Source organism: Pantoea agglomerans NBRC 102470 (genome assembly GCF_001598475.1).
Taxonomy (GTDB): domain Bacteria; phylum Pseudomonadota; class Gammaproteobacteria; order Enterobacterales; family Enterobacteriaceae; genus Pantoea; species Pantoea agglomerans.
In genome coordinates, this window is record NZ_BCZA01000009.1 from 137,821 (window position 1) to 155,719 (window position 17,899).

Consider the following 17,899-nt stretch of genomic DNA (forward strand, 5'->3'; position numbering starts at 1 on the left):
CCGGATATCAATTAAGAGGTCATGATGAGTACAGAGATTAAAACCCAGGTCGTAGTACTTGGGGCAGGTCCTGCAGGTTACTCTGCAGCCTTCCGTTGTGCGGATTTAGGTCTGGAAACCGTACTGGTAGAGCGTTACAGCACCCTGGGTGGTGTTTGTCTGAACGTCGGTTGTATCCCATCTAAAGCGCTGCTGCACGTTGCTAAAGTGATTGAAGAGGCGAAAGCCCTTGAAGAGCACGGCATTGTGTTTGGCCAGCCATCTACTGATATCAACAAGATTCGCAGCTGGAAAGAGAAGGTTATCAACCAGTTGACTGGCGGCCTGTCAGGAATGGCAAAAGGTCGTAAAGTCACCGTGGTTAACGGCCTCGGCAAATTCACCGGTGCTAACACCCTGGTGGTTGAAGGAGAAGGCGGCGCGACCACCATCAACTTCGATAATGCCATTATCGCTGCGGGTTCACGTCCAATCGAACTGCCATTCATTCCACATGAAGATCCACGCGTCTGGGACTCTACCGATGCGCTGGAACTGAAAGAAGTGCCGAAGCGCTTGCTGGTCATGGGCGGCGGCATCATCGGTCTGGAAATGGCGACGGTTTATCATGCGCTGGGTTCAGAGATTGATGTGGTTGAGATGTTCGACCAGGTTATCCCGGCTGCGGATAAAGACGTGGTGAAAGTCTTTACCAAGAAAATCAGCAAGAAATTTAACCTGATGCTGGAAACCAAAGTGACCGCCGTTGAAGCAAAAGACGATGGCATTTACGTTTCAATGGAAGGTAAAAAAGCACCAGGCGAAGCGCAGCGTTATGACGCGGTGCTGGTGGCGATCGGTCGTGTGCCGAACGGTAAAGGTCTGGATGCCGGTAAAGCGGGCGTGGAAGTGGACGATCGCGGCTTCATTCGCGTCGACAAGCAGATGCGCACCAACGTGCCACACATCTATGCTATCGGCGACATTGTCGGTCAGCCAATGCTGGCGCACAAAGGCGTGCACGAAGGCCACGTGGCGGCAGAAGTGATCTCCGGTCTGAAGCACTACTTCGATCCGAAAGTGATCCCTTCAATTGCCTATACTGAGCCAGAAGTTGCCTGGGTCGGTCTGACCGAGAAAGAAGCGAAAGAGAAGGGCATCAGCTACGAGACCTCCACCTTCCCGTGGGCAGCCTCAGGCCGTGCTATCGCTTCTGATTGTGCAGACGGTATGACCAAACTGATTTTCGACAAAGAGACGCACCGGATTATTGGTGGCGCGATTGTCGGTACTAACGGCGGCGAGCTGTTAGGCGAAATCGGTCTGGCGATTGAGATGGGTTGTGATGCGGAAGATATTGCGCTGACCATCCACGCTCACCCGACCCTGCATGAGTCAGTCGGTCTGGCGGCAGAAATCTTCGAAGGCAGCATCACCGATCTGCCTAACGCAAAAGCGAAGAAGAAATAACTTTCTGCTACTAAAGAAAAAAGCTCCCGTTATGGGGGCTTTTTTTTCGCCTGGAGTTTGGTGCTGTATGGCAAGAATCGATTTGGGTTAAGACTAAAGGTAACCCCAATAACCCTGAAAACGTTGCCTGTGAGAGTTATTAGAGTTATCGTGCTTTCATCGGGACGCGACAGGACACAGGGATGGATAGCAGCACGTTAATTTCCGAAATGAAGGCTGATGGCTGGGTTCTGACAGGGATAAACGGTAGCCATCACCATTTCACACATCCGACAAAACCGGGGCTGGTTACAGTACCCCATCCTAAAAAAGACTTACCGATCGGTACGGTAAAGAGCATCAGGAAACAAGCGAGAATTTAATCCCGCTTGCCCGTAGAGGTATGAATATGTTTTATCCAATCGCGATTGAAGCGGGTGATCACGAACACGCATACGGCGTAATCGTTCCCGATTTACCAGGGTGTTTCTCTGCCGGGGATACTCTTGATGAAGCCATTAAAAACGCCAAAGAGGCTATCACAGGGCATATCGAATTATGTGTAGAACTCGGTCATGAGATCCCTGCCGTGTCCACCATTGAGACTCTGGCCACGAATCCTGAATATCAGGGTTATATCTGGGCATTGGTTGATGTAGATGTCATTCGCTTGCTGGGCGGCTCTGAAAAAATCAATGTCACTTTACCCAGGTCGTTAATTGATCGGATTGATCGTTGTGTGGCTTCACACCCCGAATACAAAAGTCGCTCGGGCTTTCTGGCTCAGGTAGCGCTTGAGCGTATTACTGCTCCGATTAACAGGCCTCAAAAGTAAGTCCGCGTGATAGCTAAATTTATTGGTGGCAGAGGAATCAAAAGGCACCGTTTATGAGTTTTTACCCCTTAAGCCGTTGCCATGATCTTTCTCCCGTATGGTCAGGTTGATGTCTTTGATGATGCTTTTATCCAGATTGATAAAACCGGCGTAAGAATGCATATTCCGGTGAATCTGGATGGACTGCTGCTGATTCTCTTCCTGACTCTTATAAATCAGTGAGTTACTGATCTTTAAATACGTGAATTTAGTGGTGATTTTTTTATGAAGGTAAAATCATCATATTTTACAGCTACATACATTAAGAGTGTTCCCCGCTCAAGCGGGGATAAACCGCATTGATGATGGAGGTGGGCAGACATCTGGCCTGTGATCCCCTACGAATGTGAATATCAGAGTCAGGCCCGATGAAAAAAAAGAACAGCACTCCCACACCTCACGATGCCACTTTCCGCCAGTTTCTCTCACAGCCGGACATTGCCCGCGACTTCATGGAACTGCATCTGCCCGCCGAACTGCGCGCTATATGCGACCTCAGCACCCTGAAACTTGAATCCGGTTCGTTCGTTGAAGACGATCTTCGCCAGTATTTCAGCGATATCCTCTACAGCCTGAAGACCAGTAACGGGGATGGGTACATACACGTCCTGGTTGAGCATCAGTCTACGCCGGACAGGCATATGGCATTCAGGCTGATGCGATACGCTGTGGCGGCTATGCACCGCCACCTTGAAGCGGGCCATAAGCAGCTGCCGCTGGTTATACCGGTACTGTTCTATACCGGCAAACGCAGCCCTTATCCGTATTCAACACGCTGGCTCGACGAATTTGAAGACCCTTCGCTGGCGGAAAACCTCTATGGCAGCGCCTTTCCACTGGTGGATGTCACGGTGATCCCGGATGAGGAAATCATGGGGCACCGCAGCATGGCGGCGCTGACGCTGTTACAGAAGCACATTCATCAGCGTGACATCGCGACTCTCACCGATCGGCTGGCCACGTTACTGATGGCTGATTATCTTTCTTCACCCCAGGTAACAGCGCTGATACACTATTTACTGCAGGCAGGCGAGTCGGCTGACTCCGAAGCCTTCGTGCGCGAACTGGCACAGCGAGTGCCGCAACACGGAGACGCACTTATGACCATCGCACAGCAGCTGGAGCAGAAGGGCATCGAGAAAGGTATTCAGCTTGGTGAACAGCGTGGAATCGAGAAAGGCCGAAATGAAGGCAAACTCGAGGTTGCCCGCACTATGCTGCAGAACGGCATCGACCGTAACACCGTCATGAAAATGACCGGTCTCTCAGAAGATGAACTTTCACAGATCCGTCACTGATTTTGATGTCAGAAAACGGCTCGGCAACGTAAAGCCCTGCACTACAGGGCTTAACAAATTTAATGAAACGCAGGCGCTGCTCATCAGACAGTGCGCTGATGCAGTCTCCCGGGTTAACTGACTATAAGTACGAGCGTGCTTTTCTGCCATTCCCGAAACTCATCACAAAGCAATTCGACTGTTATGACAAAATTACCGGGTCTCCTGGCTGAAACATCAGGATAGGTGGCGCTCCTGGGAGGAAGCGAAGAGGGCTGCAGATCAGCAGGGCATAACCTTCCTGGATGCTAAAATTCAGGGTTCGGCTAAGGTCTGGCTTATCCCTTTCACTGTTTCCAGTAAACCCGATAAAACACAATATGGGATGCTGGACGGTGGCACTCTGACAGTCAAATTCTCAGAAGATTAGGCAGCAAGCTAACCTTCATCTAACCACGCATCTCCCATGCAGCCACCCGTTCAATAAACATCTGCGCCAGGGCAGTAATGGCGCTGTTGCCGGGTAGTCTTTCTTCATTGATATACATCACCAGCGAACTACTGCGTCGGCGGCCCTGCAGCAGCGGCAGGGGACGGAGCTCACCGCTCTCTAACAGCGCGGCGATATTCTGTTCCGGCAGCCAGCCATAACCTAACTGATGCTGGACCGCTTCAATGGCTGCCGACAGCGTCGTGAATGACCAGTTCTCCGCCTGATCGCCATTGACCTCCGACTGCTGCTGTTGCTGACGATCCAGAATGGTAATGCAGGGCCAGCGTGCCAGCGTAGCAGCACTAAGCGGGGCGGATTCGCGGTGCAGCGGGTGGTCGCGATGGGCGACGGCGACGAAATCGACACTCATCAGGCTTTCGCCTGCTAACGGCGTGTCGCCATATTGTGCCACCAGCCAGAGATCAGCCTGATTTTCCGCCAGTCTGTCAGGCGTTTCGCTTCGGACGATTTCGCTAAACCAGATGCGGACATGCGGATAGCGTTGCTGAAAGGTCTGAAGCACATCGAATAGCAAGGGTTTGGGCAGAGTCGCATCGACCATCAGATCGATGCGCGAACGCTCGCCGCGTTGCAGTGCACTGGCCTGCGCCTCAAGCGCGCCGAATCCCTCCAGCAGCGGACGCACCTGTGCCAGCAACTGATGTCCCTCTGCACTCAGGACAGCGCGGCGGCCCTCCTGCTGAAGCAGGGTCAAACCCAGCCGCTGCTGTAACAGGCTCAGCTGATAACTCAGTGATGACTGGCTGCGATTGTTCTTCTCCGCTGCCAGCGCAAAACTCCCCTCATTCACTACTGCTTCGAGCAGATACCACTGTTCGAGTGTTGTCTTGTACATGCTCACTCATCTAAAAATTAAATTATTTAGTGCTAAAAATAGCGTTATTCATCGGTTTTGTAACGAGCAATAATCTCCTCAAGGAAAACAAATGAGGAATTAACCATGAGCACTTTCGATAAACATGACCTGTCTGGCATCGTCGGCAAACATCTGGTTTACACTTATGACAACGGCTGGAATTACGAGCTCTACATTAAAAATGCCAGCACCATCGACTATCGCATTCACAGCGGTATGGTCGGTAATCGCTGGGTTAAAAATCAGCATGTCTATGTCGTCCGTCTGGCGCAGGATGTCTATAAAGTTTCCTGGACTGAACCAACCGGAACCGATGTCAGCCTGGCCGTTAATCTGGCTGATAAAATTTTCCACGGCACCATCTTCTTCCCGCGCTGGGTAATGAATAATCCGGAAAAAACCGTCTGCTTCCAGAATGATCATCTGGAAGAGATGGCAAAATTCCGCGAAGCGGGTCCGGCTTATCCAACCGAAGTGATTGATGAGTTCGCAACGCTGACCGTAATCCGTGATGTGGGTGAAAATAACGAAAGCGTGATCGACTGTCCGCCTGACCAGTTGCCCGCCAATTTTCCGGAAAATCTGAAAAATTAAGCATGCACAGAAGAGGTCATGACGACCTCTTCTGAATAGCAGTTTCTGTCTTGTAGCTTCTGACGTGTAACTTGCGAGGATGAAAAAGAGATTTACCGACCAGGGTTTTATCAGTAGTAATCAGCAGGACAGATTCGGTGTCAGTTGCATCAGGCTGATTTCCGGCCTGGTGTTGTTATCCTCCTGAGCTCAACTCCGCTGTACCCCATAAACACGCCGGCTTCTATTCCTGCCAGTTATCTATTTCCCTGAATCACTTCGCTAAAGCCACGGCAAAACTGACATAAACCTGCAGCCATTTGTGTGGAATGCGGTACGCTGCAGAGAGACCCATTCAGCCGACTCAGCTGGCTGATGCAGGGAGTTAAGCGGGCAGAATGGCCGTAGTGGATTATGTTGTATTTTTGTAAACAGATTAACAAACAGACGAAATACTGCTATTCTGCCCTCCGCGAAACCGGGCACCTCAACCTGGACGAGAAAGGGAAGATTGTTCTCCATAAGTGAGCAAGGTGGTCGGAAAGCCCTACATAATGAGAGCGAGGATAACGTCGTGCTAGAAGAATACCGTAAGCACGTTGCCGAGCGTGCTGCCCAGGGAATTGTACCTAAGCCTTTAGAGGCTTCCCAAATGGCCGCGCTGGTTGAACTGCTAAAAAATCCACCTGCGGGTGAAGAAGAATTTTTGATCGATTTATTGGTCAACCGCGTCCCACCTGGCGTCGATGAAGCGGCGTATGTCAAAGCCGGTTTCCTGGCGGCTGTCGCCAAAGGCGAAGCAACCTCTCCTCTGATATCTTCTGAAAAAGCGGTTGAACTGCTTGGCACCATGCAGGGCGGTTACAATATTCATCCGCTGATTGAGGCGCTGGACGATAGCAAACTGGCTCCGATTGCCGCGAAAGCCCTTTCACACACGCTGCTGATGTTCGACAACTTCTATGATGTCGAAGAGAAAGCGAAAGCGGGTAATGAATACGCGAAGCAGGTGATGCAATCCTGGGCAGATGCGGAATGGTATCTGTCACGGCCTGAACTGGCAGAGAAGATCACGGTTACAGTGTTTAAAGTCACTGGCGAAACCAACACCGACGATCTCTCTCCGGCCCAGGATGCCTGGTCACGTCCAGACATTCCTCTGCACGCCCTGGCGATGCTGAAAAATGCCCGTGAAGGCATTGAGCCTGATGACGCGGGCAATATCGGCCCGATCAAACAGATCGAAGCTCTGAAGACCAAAGGTTTCCCGCTGGCGTATGTCGGTGATGTTGTCGGAACCGGTTCTTCACGTAAATCCGCCACCAACTCGGTGCTGTGGTTTATGGGCGACGACATCCCGAACGTGCCAAATAAAAAAGGCGGCGGCGTGGTGCTGGGCAGCAAAATTGCACCCATCTTCTTCAACACCATGGAAGATGCGGGCGCACTGCCCATTGAAGTGGACGTAAACAACCTGAACATGGGCGATGTGATCGACATCTATCCATTCAAAGGCGAAGTCCGCAACCACGAAACCAATGAGCTGCTGGCCAGCTTCGAGCTCAAAACCGAAGTAGTGATTGACGAAGTGCGCGCCGGTGGCCGTATTCCGCTGATCATCGGTCGCGGTCTGACCACCAAAGCGCGCGAGTCGCTGGGTCTGCCGCACAGCACCGTATTCCGTCAGGCGAAAGATGTCGCGGAGAGCACCCGTGGTTTCTCGCTGGCGCAGAAAATGGTTGGCCGCGCCTGTGGCGTGACCGGTGTTCGTCCTGGCGCCTATTGCGAACCTAAGATGACCTCGGTTGGCTCGCAGGATACCACCGGCCCGATGACCCGTGACGAGCTGAAAGATCTGGCTTGCCTGGGCTTTTCGACCGATCTGGTGATGCAGTCGTTCTGTCACACCGCCGCGTATCCGAAGCCGGTGGATGTGAGCACGCACCATACGCTGCCAGACTTCATCATGAACCGCGGTGGTGTGTCACTGCGTCCGGGTGACGGCATTATCCACAGCTGGCTGAACCGTATGCTGCTGCCGGATACCGTCGGTACCGGTGGTGACTCGCACACCCGTTTCCCTATCGGCATCTCTTTCCCGGCGGGTTCAGGCCTGGTGGCGTTTGCCGCCGCGACTGGCGTAATGCCGCTCGACATGCCGGAATCGGTTCTGGTGCGCTTCAAAGGTAAGATGGAGCCGGGCATTACCCTGCGCGATCTGGTTCACGCCATTCCGCTGTATGCCATCAAACAGGGTCTGCTGACCGTTGAGAAGAAAGGTAAGAAAAACATCTTCTCTGGTCGCATCCTGGAGATTGAAGGTCTGCCGGATCTGAAAGTCGAGCAGGCGTTTGAGTTGTCCGATGCGTCAGCAGAACGTTCCGCTGCGGGCTGTACCATCAAGCTGGATAAAGCGCCGATTATCGAATACCTCAGCTCTAACATCGTGCTGCTGAAGTGGATGATCGCAGAAGGCTACGGCGATCGTCGTACGCTGGAGCGTCGCATTGAAGGTATGGAGAAATGGCTGGCCGATCCTCAGTTGCTTGAGCCGGATGCCGATGCTGAATATGCCGCCGTGATCGAAATCGATCTGGCTGAAATCAAAGAGCCAATCCTCTGTGCGCCAAACGATCCGGACGATGCACGTCTGCTCTCTGACGTTCAGGGTGAGAAGATCGACGAAGTGTTTATCGGCTCATGCATGACCAACATTGGTCACTTCCGTGCTGCGGGTAAACTGCTGGATAGCCACAAAGGCCAGCTGCCAACCCGTCTGTGGGTGGCACCGCCAACCAAGATGGATGCGGCACAGCTGACCGAAGAAGGCTACTACAGCGTATTCGGCAAAAGCGGTGCGCGTATCGAGATCCCGGGCTGTTCACTCTGCATGGGTAACCAGGCACGTGTTGCAGATGGTTCGACGGTGGTCTCGACTTCGACCCGTAACTTCCCGAACCGTCTGGGTAACGGCGCTAACGTCTACCTGGCGTCAGCGGAGCTGGCTGCGGTCGCGTCTCTGCTTGGCAAACTGCCAACGCCGGATGAGTATCAGCAATTCATGGCGCAGGTCGATAAAACGGCCAGCGACACGTATCGCTATCTCAACTTCGACCAGCTGACGCAGTACACCGACAAAGCTGATGGTGTGATTTTCCAGACCGCGGTCTGATTCTTCACCTTGCAGGCATGAATAAGGGGCGATGATTCGCCCCTTTTTTTCGTCTCAGCATGGGGTAGATAGACGATCAAAAGCTGGCTTTCGGCAGACAGCCTGTAATAATGCGCGACGTGTCACACTTTGCCGCGAGAGCAGCACGGACACTTACCAGGTGAGACGACGACGTTGAGAGGAACGGGCGATGGAATATGAATTTTTACGCGATGTGACCGGACAGATTAAGGTTCGCATGTCGATGGATCATGAAGCGGTCGGCCACTGGTTCAACGAAGAGGTCAAAAACGATCCGGGATTGCTGGATGAAGTTGAAGCCGCCATTGAAGATGTCAAAGGCAGCGTACGTCAGTGGCAGCGGATCGGCAGCGAGTACACCATTCTGCTGGATGAAGAGGAGGTGATGATCCGCGCCAACCTGCTGGCTCTGGAAGATGACGGTATGGAAGAGGGGATGAACTACTATGACGAAGAGAGCCTCTCGTTCTGCGGCATTGAAGATTTTCAGCTGGTGATCGCTGCTTATCGCCAGTTTATGAACCAGTACGGCAAACCCGTACGGTAAGACAGTAAGGCAATCCTTTACGGTTATAAGGCCGGGCGAACTCAGCAGCCCGGCTGCGCATCATGCCGATCATCGCCGATGTGGTGGCTACATACTGAATGCGTCCCATAGCCGTTCGGCTGCCCAGAAGCCCAATACTGTCGCCAGCCCCACCGGGGCGTAAAATAATTTACAGCGGCCACATGCAGTTGCCATAAGCGTGTGCGGGCGTTCAGAACCAGCTTCCCCAGCAGCGCGGGATTACGCTGGCGCTGACCTCCGCCTGAACAGAACGCGCCGTGTTGCTCTGACCTGATCAGCAGGACGAGAGCAGCACCGCGCGTTTATTTTTATCTCTCGCCGTTAAAACGCGCCGTTAACGCGCGTAGGTATCATTTTCTTCACGCGTAATCGCGGGTGCGTCCACCGTAACCCGTTCAAACCTCAGATTATTTACGCCCGCTATTTTGCCAAACTCCTGCGCCTGCAGCGTGATATCGCTGAAACTCAGCTGCTCAATCGGATTTTCCGGCGTGCCTTCAATAAAGAAGGCGCGGGAAAAGGTCGTGGGCTGAGTCAGGCTGCTGCTGATATGGCTGATGCGGATATTCTCTACTCTCGTCAGCCCGGCATCGCCCGTGACGCCCGCGGCCAGCTTACGCCAGTACGATGGCTGTTCTGTGTCGGCAGGCTGCTCGCTGTAGCTGTATTGCGGGAACCAGTTCAGCTGCAGCATAAACGGATAGCCGACATCTTCCATTATGAGATGGCGAACAATGATGTTTTTAATCCAGCCGCCGCGATTGCGGGCTGACTTGATGCGGAAGCCGACGCCGGTGCCGGAGAAGCGGTTATGTTCGATGATGACATTTTCGATACCGCCAGAGGTTTCGCTGCCCAGGGTGATGCCCGAGCCTTTCAGCAATGTGCAGTCGCGAATAATAATATCGCGCGCGGTTCTGGCCAGCTGTTGCGCTTCTGCGCCGCGCCCCGATTTTACGCAGATATTGTCGTCATTACAGGAGACCGTACAGCCCTCAACGCGAACTAACTGACTGGAGTCGATATCAATACCGTCAGTGCTGGGGCCGGTGGCGTTCATCACATTGAGTCTCTGCAAATTCACCTGTTTCGAGTAACAGACGTGCAGGTTCCAGAAGCCGGAATCCTTTGAGGTAAAGTCCTGCAGCGTCACGCATTCGCTCTGATAAACCACCAGATTACGCGGGCGCCTGCAGTCGTAATCCACCACCCAGCGCAGCCCGCGGCGGGTATAGTCCGCCAGCATTCCGCTGTTTTCATCGTCGCCCCAGAACTTATGCCACCAGACCGCGCCCTGGCCATCGAGAGTGCCGCTGCCGCAGACGGTGACATTGCGACACTGATTGATGTTAAGCATTGCTGTGGGCCAGACCATATCAATCCCCGCCACGCGGGTAGCGATTTCCGGATAATCCTCCAGCTGCTGGCTGCCGAGCAATACGGCATCTTTTGCCAGCTCCAGCGTCATCTTACTTTTCAAAAACAGCGCGCCAGTCAGAAAGCGGCCTGCCGGGATTAGCACCGTGTCGCCTTCTGCTGCGCTGTCGATCGCGCGCTGTATCGCCTGAGTGGAAAGTGAGGTGGCGTCCGGGACGGCATCGAAATCAATGATGTTAATTCTTGCCATTTTTTTTGCCTGTCGTGGATTAAGAAATAAGCGTTCAGCGCTGAAAGTAGCACGCCCGGACAGGAAAATTATTGCTGGCGATCAGGGAATTCCGGCGGTTGCCGTGATGAAAAAGCAGGGGGAACAAGAGGGAAGGAGACGCGCAGGTTATGAGCTATAACGCTGCGCGCCTGATAATCAGAGGGTCTTCAGGCCCACTGAGGGGATATTTCTGCCGTAGTAGATCTCGCGCATCTCTTTCCAGAGCAGATCGGTAATGCGCTTGTGCTCCTGCGGAGTGAGATCTTCCGGGCGGGTGTTAAACAGGTAGTGTTTAAGGTCGAACTCTTTCAGCAACATCTTGGTATGGAAGATGTTTTCCTGATAGACATTCACATCCACCATGTCATACATCGCTTTCATATCTTCAGACATGAAGTTCTGAATCGAATTGATCTCGTGATCGATGAAGTGCTTCATCCCTTTCACGTCACGGGTAAAACCGCGCACCCGGTAATCGACGGTGACAATATCGGACTCCAGCTGGTGGATCAGATAGTTCAGCGCTTTTAGTGGCGAAATGACGCCACAGGTGGAGACTTCAATGTCCGCACGGAAGGTGCACAGGCCGCCTGCCGGATGGCTCTCCGGATAGGTGTGCACGCAGATATGACTTTTATCGAGATGAGCCACCACCGAGTTGGGCAGCGGACCGGGGTGCTCTGAGTTATCGATATCTTTCGGATCGATAGGCTCTTCGCTGACCAGAATCGTGACGCTGGCTCCCTGCGGTTCATAATCCTGGCGCGCAATGTTGAGCACGTTAGCCCCGATAATGGAGCAGGTCTCAGTCAGGATTTCCGTCAGACGGTTAGCGTTATATTGTTCGTCAATGTAGGCGATGTAACCATCGCGTTCAGCTTCAGTATTCGCATAGCAAATATCGTAAATACAAAAACTCAGGCTTTTCGTCAGGTTGTTGAAGCCATGTAGTTTTAGCTTTTGCAATTTCGTTCACCCCCTTAGAAATGCACTATCAGCACGCGGCAGATAACGCATTCAACAGATATTGCGGCAGGGCAAAGCTGCCGGTATGGATTGCTGGCGTGTAATAACGGCAGGTCAGGCCAGCGGCCTCGAAACGCGCCTTTAAGGTCGCGGTGTCGAGCTGGCGCAGCGCCGGATTATCACTCGCCCAGGCAAAGGTCATAATGCCGCCGTAGTAGGTCGGAATCGCCGCCTGATAGAAACTGACGTCCGCAAAGTAATGTCCCAGCTTACGATGGCTGTTAACGGCCTCATCCTGTTGCAGGAAGCAGACGCCATTCTGCGCCACAAAGATGCCATTTTCATTAAGGGCCGCTTTGCACCCGGCATAAAATTCCGAGGTAAACAGACTCTCGCCCGGACCAATCGGATCGGTGCAGTCGGAGATAATGACATCAAACTTTTCCTGCGTCTGATTAACGAAGTTCACCCCGTCATCAATCACCAGCGTAAAGCGCGGATCGTCATAGGCACCCGCGCTGTGGTTCGGCAGATACTGGCGACAAAAGGTCACCACGCCCGCATCGATCTCCACCATGGTAATCTTTTCGATCCCGGGATGACGTGACACTTCACGCAGCATTGCGCCGTCACCGCCACCGATAATCAGAACGCTCTTCGCCGCGCCGTGCGCCAGCAGCGGAACGTGGGTCATCATTTCATGGTAGATAAATTCGTCGCGTTCGGTGGTCTGAACGACGCCGTCCAGCGCCATTACGCGGCCCATCGCGGCATTTTCGAAAATGATTAAATCCTGATGCGCAGTCTTCTCACGGTACAGCTCTTTATCGACCGTGAAATACTGGCCAAAACCGGCATGAAGGGTTTCATACCACGTTTCATTGTGGGCCATGGTGCTCTCCTCTGATGACATCGCCATGAAGATGGGCGGCATATGATAGCTAACACTGACCGTGGTTGCACGGTCAATGTCCGGCTGCAGAGGGAAGAATCGTTACCTGACGTAGGCCAGCAGGCTCAGCGAATCGCGGGCCAGTGACTTGCACTTTTTGTCGTTGGTGATGGCGATGCCGCTGAGATCGCGATAGCTATCTTCACCCAGCGCTTTCATGTTGTAGTTGCTGTAGTTGCTTAAATCCCAGCGGTTCTGCTGAGCAAAAAAGACCAGCGCTTTGCGAATCTGCGCGTCCGGTAAATCCTGATAGCCACAATCATTTTTCAGATAGACGAAAACCGCCGTCAGATCGGCCAGATCTTCCGCTTCGGATTCGCTCAGGGCAAAACTGGTGGAGGAGAAGCCAAGGAGTCCCGTCAGCAGCAGGATCCTGATACTTTGCTTCATAGTCGTTCTCTTCAATGGATATTGCTAATGACGTTAGCACAGTTGCTCTCAGGTTTTCGATTAATTTGCCGCTGTGGGCCGCTGCACCGCCTTTTTTCGTCAGATTCGCACGGTCAGGACTTGACCTTCCCATAAGGTCAGGGTTTAGGCTGTGCGCTCTGATGCCACAAGGATGATCACCATGCAACGTCGCCATTTCCTGAAACTCACTGCCGCACTGAGTGCAGCCGGAGCATTACCGCTCTGGAGCCGTTCGCTGATGGCAGCCACCCGTCCGCTGCTGCCGATTCCGTCTCTGCTGGAACCCGATGCCAGGGGCAGCTACAGCCTCACCGCGATGCAGGGTACCACCCAGTGGAACGGCAAAGCGGTGCCGACCTGGGGCTATAACGGCAGCCTGCTGGGGCCGGTGCTGAAGATGCAGAGTGGTAAACCGGTGACGGTGAACATCCATAACCGGCTCAGCGAAGCGACCACACTGCACTGGCACGGGCTGGAAATCCCCGGCGCAGTGGATGGCGGCCCGCAGGCAGTGATTGCGCCTGGCGGCTCGCGTCAGGTCTCTTTTACGCCCGATCAGCCCGCTGCAACCTGCTGGTATCACCCGCATCTGCATGGCAAGACCGGGCATCAGGTGGCTCAGGGGCTGGCGGGACTGATCCTGCTGGAAGATAAAGAGAGCGGAACGCTGCGTTTGCCCTCGCAGTGGGGTGTGGATGATGTGCCGCTGATTTTTCAGGATAAGCAACTGACCAAAGATGGCAGCCGCATTGATTATCAGCTCGACGTGATGCGCGCCGCGGTGGGCTGGTTTGGCAACATGATGCTGACCAACGGCGTGCACTATCCGCAGCATGCGGTGCCGCGTGGCTGGCTGCGTCTGCGCCTGCTCAACGGCTGCAATGCCCGTTCGCTGCATGTTGCCGCCAGCGATAAACGTCCTTTCTACGTGATCGCCAGCGATGGTGGCCTGCTGGCTGAGCCGGTAAAGCTCGACTCGCTGCCGATCCTGCCGGGCGAGCGTTTTGAGGTGATGATCGATACTTCTGACGGTAACAGCTTCGATCTGGTGACGCTGCCGACAGAGCAGATGGGCATGACGCTGCCGCCGTTTGACCAGCCGCTGCCGCTGGTGCAGATCCTGCCGCTGCGGGTGATGGCCAGCGCCACGCTGCCGGATCAGCTGGCGACGCTGCCAGCGCTACCCTCAACAGACGGCCTGACGACACGCTGGCTGCAGTTGATGATGGACCCGCAGCTGGACCAGCAGGGCATGCAGGCGCTGATGCAGCGCTACGGCGAGAAAGCGATGGGCAAGGGCGGTCATCACACGATGCCGGAAAAAACGGCTGCCGAGCCGATGCCACCAATGGAAAATATGGATCACAGCATGCACGGCAATACGCCGCCCGCCGGTTACGATTTCCGCAACGGCAATAAGATTAATGGCCAGGCCTTTGATATGACGAAGCCGTCGTTTGCGGTGAAGCTGGGTGATTACGAGAAGTGGACGATTTCAGGTGAAGGCGACGCGATGCTGCACCCGTTCCACATTCACGGCACCCAGTTTCGTATTCTTTCAGAAAACGGCAAACCGCCAGCCCCGCACCGGCAGGGCTGGAAAGATATGGTGAATGTCGACGGCTGGCGCAGCGAAGTGCTGGTACGCTTCAACTATGTCGCCGCCGCAGAACACGCTTACATGGCCCACTGCCATCTGCTGGAGCATGAAGACACCGGCATGATGCTGGGCTTTACCGTCAGCTGATTACGCCTGATCCAGCGCCAGCTTCACATCTTCAATCAGGTCGCCGGCGTTTTCGATGCCAATCGACAGCCGCACCGTGGCGTCAGTGATCCCAATACGCTGACGCACCGCCTGCGGCACGCCGGAGTGGGTGGTGCTGCCAGGATGGCTGGCCAGCGACTCGGTCCCGCCCAGGCTTACCGCCTGCTTAAACAGCGACAGCGCATTAAGAAAACGGAACGCAGCGGGCTGATCGCCGACGATATCAAATGAGAAGGTCGAACCGGCACCGCTGCACTGCTCGCGATAGGTTTTCCCTTCGGCGCTCTCCGCATCCAGATAGGGCAGCCAGTGCAGCTTCGCCACTTTCGGGTGATCGCGCAGAAACGCCGCGACCGCTTCCGCATTCTGCCAGGCTTTCTCCATGCGTAGCGACAGCGTTTCCAGCGAGCGGCTGAGCATCCAGCTTGAGTGTGGATCCAGCTGCGTGCCGATAGCGCTGCGCAGGGCGCGCACTTTCGCCATCAGCGCTTTACTGCCCATCGCCGCGCCTGCAATCAGGTCAGAGTGACCGCCAACATACTTGGTCAGCGAGTAGAGCGACAGGTCAGCGCCCAGCGTTAGCGGCTGCTGGAACAGCGGGCCGAGCAGCGTGTTGTCACAGGCGATAATCGGTCGTGAACCCTGCTGCTGATCAATCTCATCAGCGATACGCGCCATCAGACGGATATTGACCAGGCTGTTGGTGGGATTCGCTGGCGTTTCAATCAGGATCAACGCTACCCGGCCCTGGGCCATCGCCTGCTGAGCGGCTTCACGCACTTTGACTTCATCATTGCCGTCGCTGAAACCCACCGCTTTGATGTCCAGATTGTGCAGCGTCTTGCTAAGCAGGGTTTCGGTGCCGCCATACAGCGGCTGGGAATGCAGGATCACCTCGCCCGGACGGGCAAACGTCAGCAGGGCAGTGGAGATGGCGGCCATACCGGAAGAGAAGAGCGAACAGCTCTCCGCCTGCTCATAGACCGCCAGCCGATCTTCTACAATTTCGCTGTTAGGGTGGTTAAAGCGGGAATAGACCAGCCCGCCCGATTTGCCTTCCGGCGGCTCACGTCGGCCAGAGACGTAATCAAAGAAATCCCGTCCCTCTTCGGCGCTGTCAAAGACAAAGGTTGATGTCAGAAACACCGGCGGCTTCACCGCACCTTCAGAGAGGCGGGGATCATAGCCATAGTTCAGCATCTGGGTTTCAGGGTGCAGCGGCCTGTCGCCGATATGCGTTTTTTTGCTTGAAGATGAAGTCATTGTGATCTCCGGCCAGCGGCGCGAGTAGGGTAACGATCTGTTGGATAAAGGCTACCATGCAGCGAATCATGCTGGTAAATGCCAGAATGTTCTAAGGTAATGCGCATTTCAGCGAGCCGCAGGCGGCGGGTAATAATTTTCGCGACGTAATCGTTTGCTTATGGGGCCGCGCAGCCGTCGCTGCTGCGTCTGTGATAGACTCCGGGGCTTTTCTGACGTAACCGGGCTGAACGCAATGAAACACACTGTTGAAGTGATGATCCCTGAACAGGCAATCGCCACGCGCATCGCTGAACTGGGCAAAGAGATTAACGACCACTACCGCGACAGCGGCAGCGATATGGTGCTGGTGGGGCTGCTGCGCGGCTCCTTTATGTTCATGGCTGATCTCTGTCGCGCCATCGATGTGCCGCATGAAGTCGACTTTATGACGGCTTCCAGTTACGGCAGCGGGATGTCCAGCACGCGTGATGTGAAAATCCTGAAAGATCTGGATGAAGACATTCGTGGCAAGGATGTGCTGATCGTCGAAGATATCATCGACTCCGGCAACACCCTGAGCAAAGTGCGAGAGATTCTGCAACTGCGTCAGCCAAAATCTCTGGCGATCTGTACCCTGCTGGATAAGCCAGAGCGCCGTGAAGTTGAAGTGAACGTCGAATATGTCGGCTTTGCGATTCCGGATGAGTTCGTGGTGGGCTTTGGTATCGACTATGCTCAGCACTATCGCCATCTGCCTTATATTGGCAAAGTGGTGCCGCTGGAATCCTGATACCGCTCTACCGCACATTCTTCCAAGGCCTGCACCGGTTGCCTGGTGTAGGCTATGCCGCGCTTTACGCTGCGATCGGCTCAGGCCTCGCCGTTCTTCCGCAGATTTGCAATGCCGTGGCGGTAGCGCTGTTCGAGGATCTCCCGGCTGTTTGCCGTCACATCAAGGTTACGCAGACAGCCGTCCTGAATGCCGTATACCCAGCCGTGCAGGGAGACATCCTTTCCGCGTTTCCAGGCAGATTGCAGTACGGTGGAGTGCCCCAGGTTATAGACTTGTTCAATAACGTTGATTTCGCACAGTTTGTCCAGGCGCTTATCCGGCGGGAGTTCCCCCAGCAACACGCTATGCTTGTACCAGAGGTCGCGGATGTGCAGCAGCCAGTTGTCGATTAATCCCAGTTCCGGGTTATCCATCGCCGCCTGCACGCCGCCGCAGCCGTAATGGCCGCAGACGATAACGTGTTCCACTTCCAGCACTTCGATAGCGTACTGCACCACGGACAGACAGTTCAGGTCGGTGTGGATTACCAGATTGGCCACGTTGCGGTGAACGAAGAGTTCGCCGGGTTCGAGCCCGGTCAGACGTTCGGCAGGAACCCGGCTGTCAGAACAGCCAATCCACAGGAAGCGCGGTTTTTGTGCCTGGGCGAGCCGCTCAAAAAAGCTGGGATCTTCTTCAACCAGTAATTTTGACCATTCGCGGTTGTTTCTGATCAGGGTGTTGATGTCTGTCATGGTGTAGAGCGACCGGTTACTGCGCAGAGTGCGCGCGCGTACTATATGACAGGGCCTGATAAATTTAAACGGCATTGCAATGCCATCAAAACAGGGTAT

Annotated in this window: 16 protein-coding genes and 1 pseudogene; 10 read left to right on the forward strand and 7 right to left on the reverse strand. The window is 54.3% G+C overall.

Translation table 11 applies throughout. From position 1 onward, the window contains the following. Window positions 1–24 precede the first annotated feature (24 nt). The 5 genes and pseudogenes from lpdA (at window position 25) to PAG01S_RS17760 (ending at window position 3,600) form a co-directional block, all read left to right on the forward strand. The gene (gene lpdA, locus PAG01S_RS17745) at window positions 25–1,449 is read left to right on the forward strand and encodes a dihydrolipoyl dehydrogenase (protein ID WP_010253950.1); all 1,425 of its coding nucleotides are present in this window, start codon (window positions 25–27) and stop codon (window positions 1,447–1,449) included. A gap of 182 nt (window positions 1,450–1,631) precedes the next feature. After that, window positions 1,632–1,811 carry a type II toxin-antitoxin system HicA family toxin gene (locus tag PAG01S_RS21945; protein WP_010253953.1) on the forward strand — a complete coding sequence of 60 codons (180 nt, stop codon included), beginning with the start codon at window positions 1,632–1,634 and terminating at the stop codon, window positions 1,809–1,811. 26 nt (window positions 1,812–1,837) lie between these two features. Next, a complete protein-coding gene (locus PAG01S_RS17750) occupies window positions 1,838–2,263 on the forward strand; it encodes a type II toxin-antitoxin system HicB family antitoxin (protein WP_033756573.1) in 426 nt (141 codons plus the stop codon). Between the two features lie 81 nt (window positions 2,264–2,344). Next, window positions 2,345–2,434, forward strand: a pseudogene (locus tag PAG01S_RS22670) (CRISPR-associated protein Cas1); the annotation flags it as partial. Window positions 2,435–2,670: 236 nt separating this feature from the next. Then, window positions 2,671–3,600 (forward strand): Rpn family recombination-promoting nuclease/putative transposase, encoded by a 930-nt coding sequence (locus PAG01S_RS17760; RefSeq protein ID WP_033770970.1) that lies wholly within the window; start codon window positions 2,671–2,673, stop codon window positions 3,598–3,600. 428 nt (window positions 3,601–4,028) lie between these two features. On the opposite strand, the gene PAG01S_RS17765 is transcribed toward PAG01S_RS17760, so the two are convergent. Continuing rightward, a complete protein-coding gene (locus tag PAG01S_RS17765) occupies window positions 4,029–4,928 on the reverse strand; it encodes a LysR family transcriptional regulator (RefSeq protein WP_062759495.1) in 900 nt (299 codons plus the stop codon). A 105-nt stretch (window positions 4,929–5,033) separates the two neighbouring features. Between PAG01S_RS17765 and PAG01S_RS17770 the strand changes: the two genes are divergently transcribed. From PAG01S_RS17770 to yacL, 3 genes are all read left to right on the forward strand, one after another. Then, on the forward strand, window positions 5,034–5,543 hold the full coding sequence (locus PAG01S_RS17770; RefSeq protein ID WP_010253965.1) for a phenolic acid decarboxylase: 510 nt from the start codon (window positions 5,034–5,036) through the stop codon (window positions 5,541–5,543). A gap of 553 nt (window positions 5,544–6,096) precedes the next feature. After that, on the forward strand, window positions 6,097–8,694 hold the full coding sequence (gene acnB, locus PAG01S_RS17775) for a bifunctional aconitate hydratase 2/2-methylisocitrate dehydratase (protein ID WP_031593569.1): 2,598 nt from the start codon (window positions 6,097–6,099) through the stop codon (window positions 8,692–8,694). Between the two features lie 190 nt (window positions 8,695–8,884). Next, a complete protein-coding gene (gene yacL, locus PAG01S_RS17780) occupies window positions 8,885–9,262 on the forward strand; it encodes a protein YacL (RefSeq protein ID WP_010253973.1) in 378 nt (125 codons plus the stop codon). 355 nt (window positions 9,263–9,617) lie between these two features. Here the strand turns inward: yacL and PAG01S_RS17785 are convergent, their stop codons facing one another. The 4 genes from PAG01S_RS17785 to PAG01S_RS17800 all read right to left on the reverse strand — a co-directional run bounded on the left by PAG01S_RS17785 (window position 9,618) and on the right by PAG01S_RS17800 (window position 13,239). Beyond that, window positions 9,618–10,910, reverse strand: coding sequence for a glycoside hydrolase family 28 protein (locus PAG01S_RS17785; protein ID WP_010671842.1), 1,293 nt, complete (start codon window positions 10,908–10,910; stop codon window positions 9,618–9,620). A gap of 177 nt (window positions 10,911–11,087) precedes the next feature. Then, on the reverse strand, window positions 11,088–11,897 hold the full coding sequence (gene speD / locus PAG01S_RS17790) for an adenosylmethionine decarboxylase (protein WP_010253978.1): 810 nt from the start codon (window positions 11,895–11,897) through the stop codon (window positions 11,088–11,090). Window positions 11,898–11,925: 28 nt separating this feature from the next. After that, entirely contained in the window at window positions 11,926–12,789 is an 864-nt protein-coding gene (gene speE / locus PAG01S_RS17795; RefSeq protein ID WP_010253980.1) for a polyamine aminopropyltransferase, read from the reverse strand. Window positions 12,790–12,891: 102 nt separating this feature from the next. Next, window positions 12,892–13,239, reverse strand: coding sequence for a YacC family pilotin-like protein (locus PAG01S_RS17800; protein WP_003854673.1), 348 nt, complete (start codon window positions 13,237–13,239; stop codon window positions 12,892–12,894). 181 nt (window positions 13,240–13,420) lie between these two features. On the opposite strand from PAG01S_RS17800, the gene cueO reads away from it, so the two are divergent. Then, the gene (cueO, locus tag PAG01S_RS17805; RefSeq protein ID WP_062759496.1) at window positions 13,421–15,007 is read left to right on the forward strand and encodes a multicopper oxidase CueO; all 1,587 of its coding nucleotides are present in this window, start codon (window positions 13,421–13,423) and stop codon (window positions 15,005–15,007) included. Here cueO and PAG01S_RS17810 read toward each other — a convergent pair whose 3' ends face one another. Beyond that, the gene (locus PAG01S_RS17810) at window positions 15,008–16,291 is read right to left on the reverse strand and encodes a cystathionine gamma-synthase family protein (RefSeq protein ID WP_062759497.1); all 1,284 of its coding nucleotides are present in this window, start codon (window positions 16,289–16,291) and stop codon (window positions 15,008–15,010) included. Between the two features lie 235 nt (window positions 16,292–16,526). On the opposite strand from PAG01S_RS17810, the gene hpt reads away from it, so the two are divergent. After that, window positions 16,527–17,063 (forward strand): hypoxanthine phosphoribosyltransferase, encoded by a 537-nt coding sequence (gene hpt / locus PAG01S_RS17815; RefSeq protein WP_010254010.1) that lies wholly within the window; start codon window positions 16,527–16,529, stop codon window positions 17,061–17,063. Window positions 17,064–17,143: 80 nt separating this feature from the next. On the opposite strand, the gene can is transcribed toward hpt, so the two are convergent. Continuing rightward, window positions 17,144–17,800 carry a carbonate dehydratase gene (gene can / locus PAG01S_RS17820; RefSeq protein ID WP_029519477.1) on the reverse strand — a complete coding sequence of 219 codons (657 nt, stop codon included), beginning with the start codon at window positions 17,798–17,800 and terminating at the stop codon, window positions 17,144–17,146. Window positions 17,801–17,899: the final 99 nt, after the last annotated feature.

Bases quoted from the DNA above. Each gene is read 5' to 3' on its own strand.
- lpdA (WP_010253950.1), top strand. From the start codon at position 25: ATGAGTACAGAGATTAAAACCCAGGTCGTAGTACTTGGGGCAGGTCCT.
- PAG01S_RS21945 (WP_010253953.1), top strand. From the start codon at position 1,632: ATGGATAGCAGCACGTTAATTTCCGAAATGAAGGCTGATGGCTGGGTT.
- PAG01S_RS17750 (WP_033756573.1), top strand. From the start codon at position 1,838: ATGTTTTATCCAATCGCGATTGAAGCGGGTGATCACGAACACGCATAC.
- PAG01S_RS17760 (WP_033770970.1), top strand. From the start codon at position 2,671: ATGAAAAAAAAGAACAGCACTCCCACACCTCACGATGCCACTTTCCGC.
- PAG01S_RS17765 (WP_062759495.1), bottom strand. From the start codon at position 4,928: ATGTACAAGACAACACTCGAACAGTGGTATCTGCTCGAAGCAGTAGTG.
- PAG01S_RS17770 (WP_010253965.1), top strand. From the start codon at position 5,034: ATGAGCACTTTCGATAAACATGACCTGTCTGGCATCGTCGGCAAACAT.
- yacL (WP_010253973.1), top strand. From the start codon at position 8,885: ATGGAATATGAATTTTTACGCGATGTGACCGGACAGATTAAGGTTCGC.
- PAG01S_RS17785 (WP_010671842.1), bottom strand. From the start codon at position 10,910: ATGGCAAGAATTAACATCATTGATTTCGATGCCGTCCCGGACGCCACC.
- speE (WP_010253980.1), bottom strand. From the start codon at position 12,789: ATGGCCCACAATGAAACGTGGTATGAAACCCTTCATGCCGGTTTTGGC.
- PAG01S_RS17800 (WP_003854673.1), bottom strand. From the start codon at position 13,239: ATGAAGCAAAGTATCAGGATCCTGCTGCTGACGGGACTCCTTGGCTTC.
- cueO (WP_062759496.1), top strand. From the start codon at position 13,421: ATGCAACGTCGCCATTTCCTGAAACTCACTGCCGCACTGAGTGCAGCC.
- PAG01S_RS17810 (WP_062759497.1), bottom strand. From the start codon at position 16,291: ATGACTTCATCTTCAAGCAAAAAAACGCATATCGGCGACAGGCCGCTG.
- hpt (WP_010254010.1), top strand. From the start codon at position 16,527: ATGAAACACACTGTTGAAGTGATGATCCCTGAACAGGCAATCGCCACG.
- can (WP_029519477.1), bottom strand. From the start codon at position 17,800: ATGACAGACATCAACACCCTGATCAGAAACAACCGCGAATGGTCAAAA.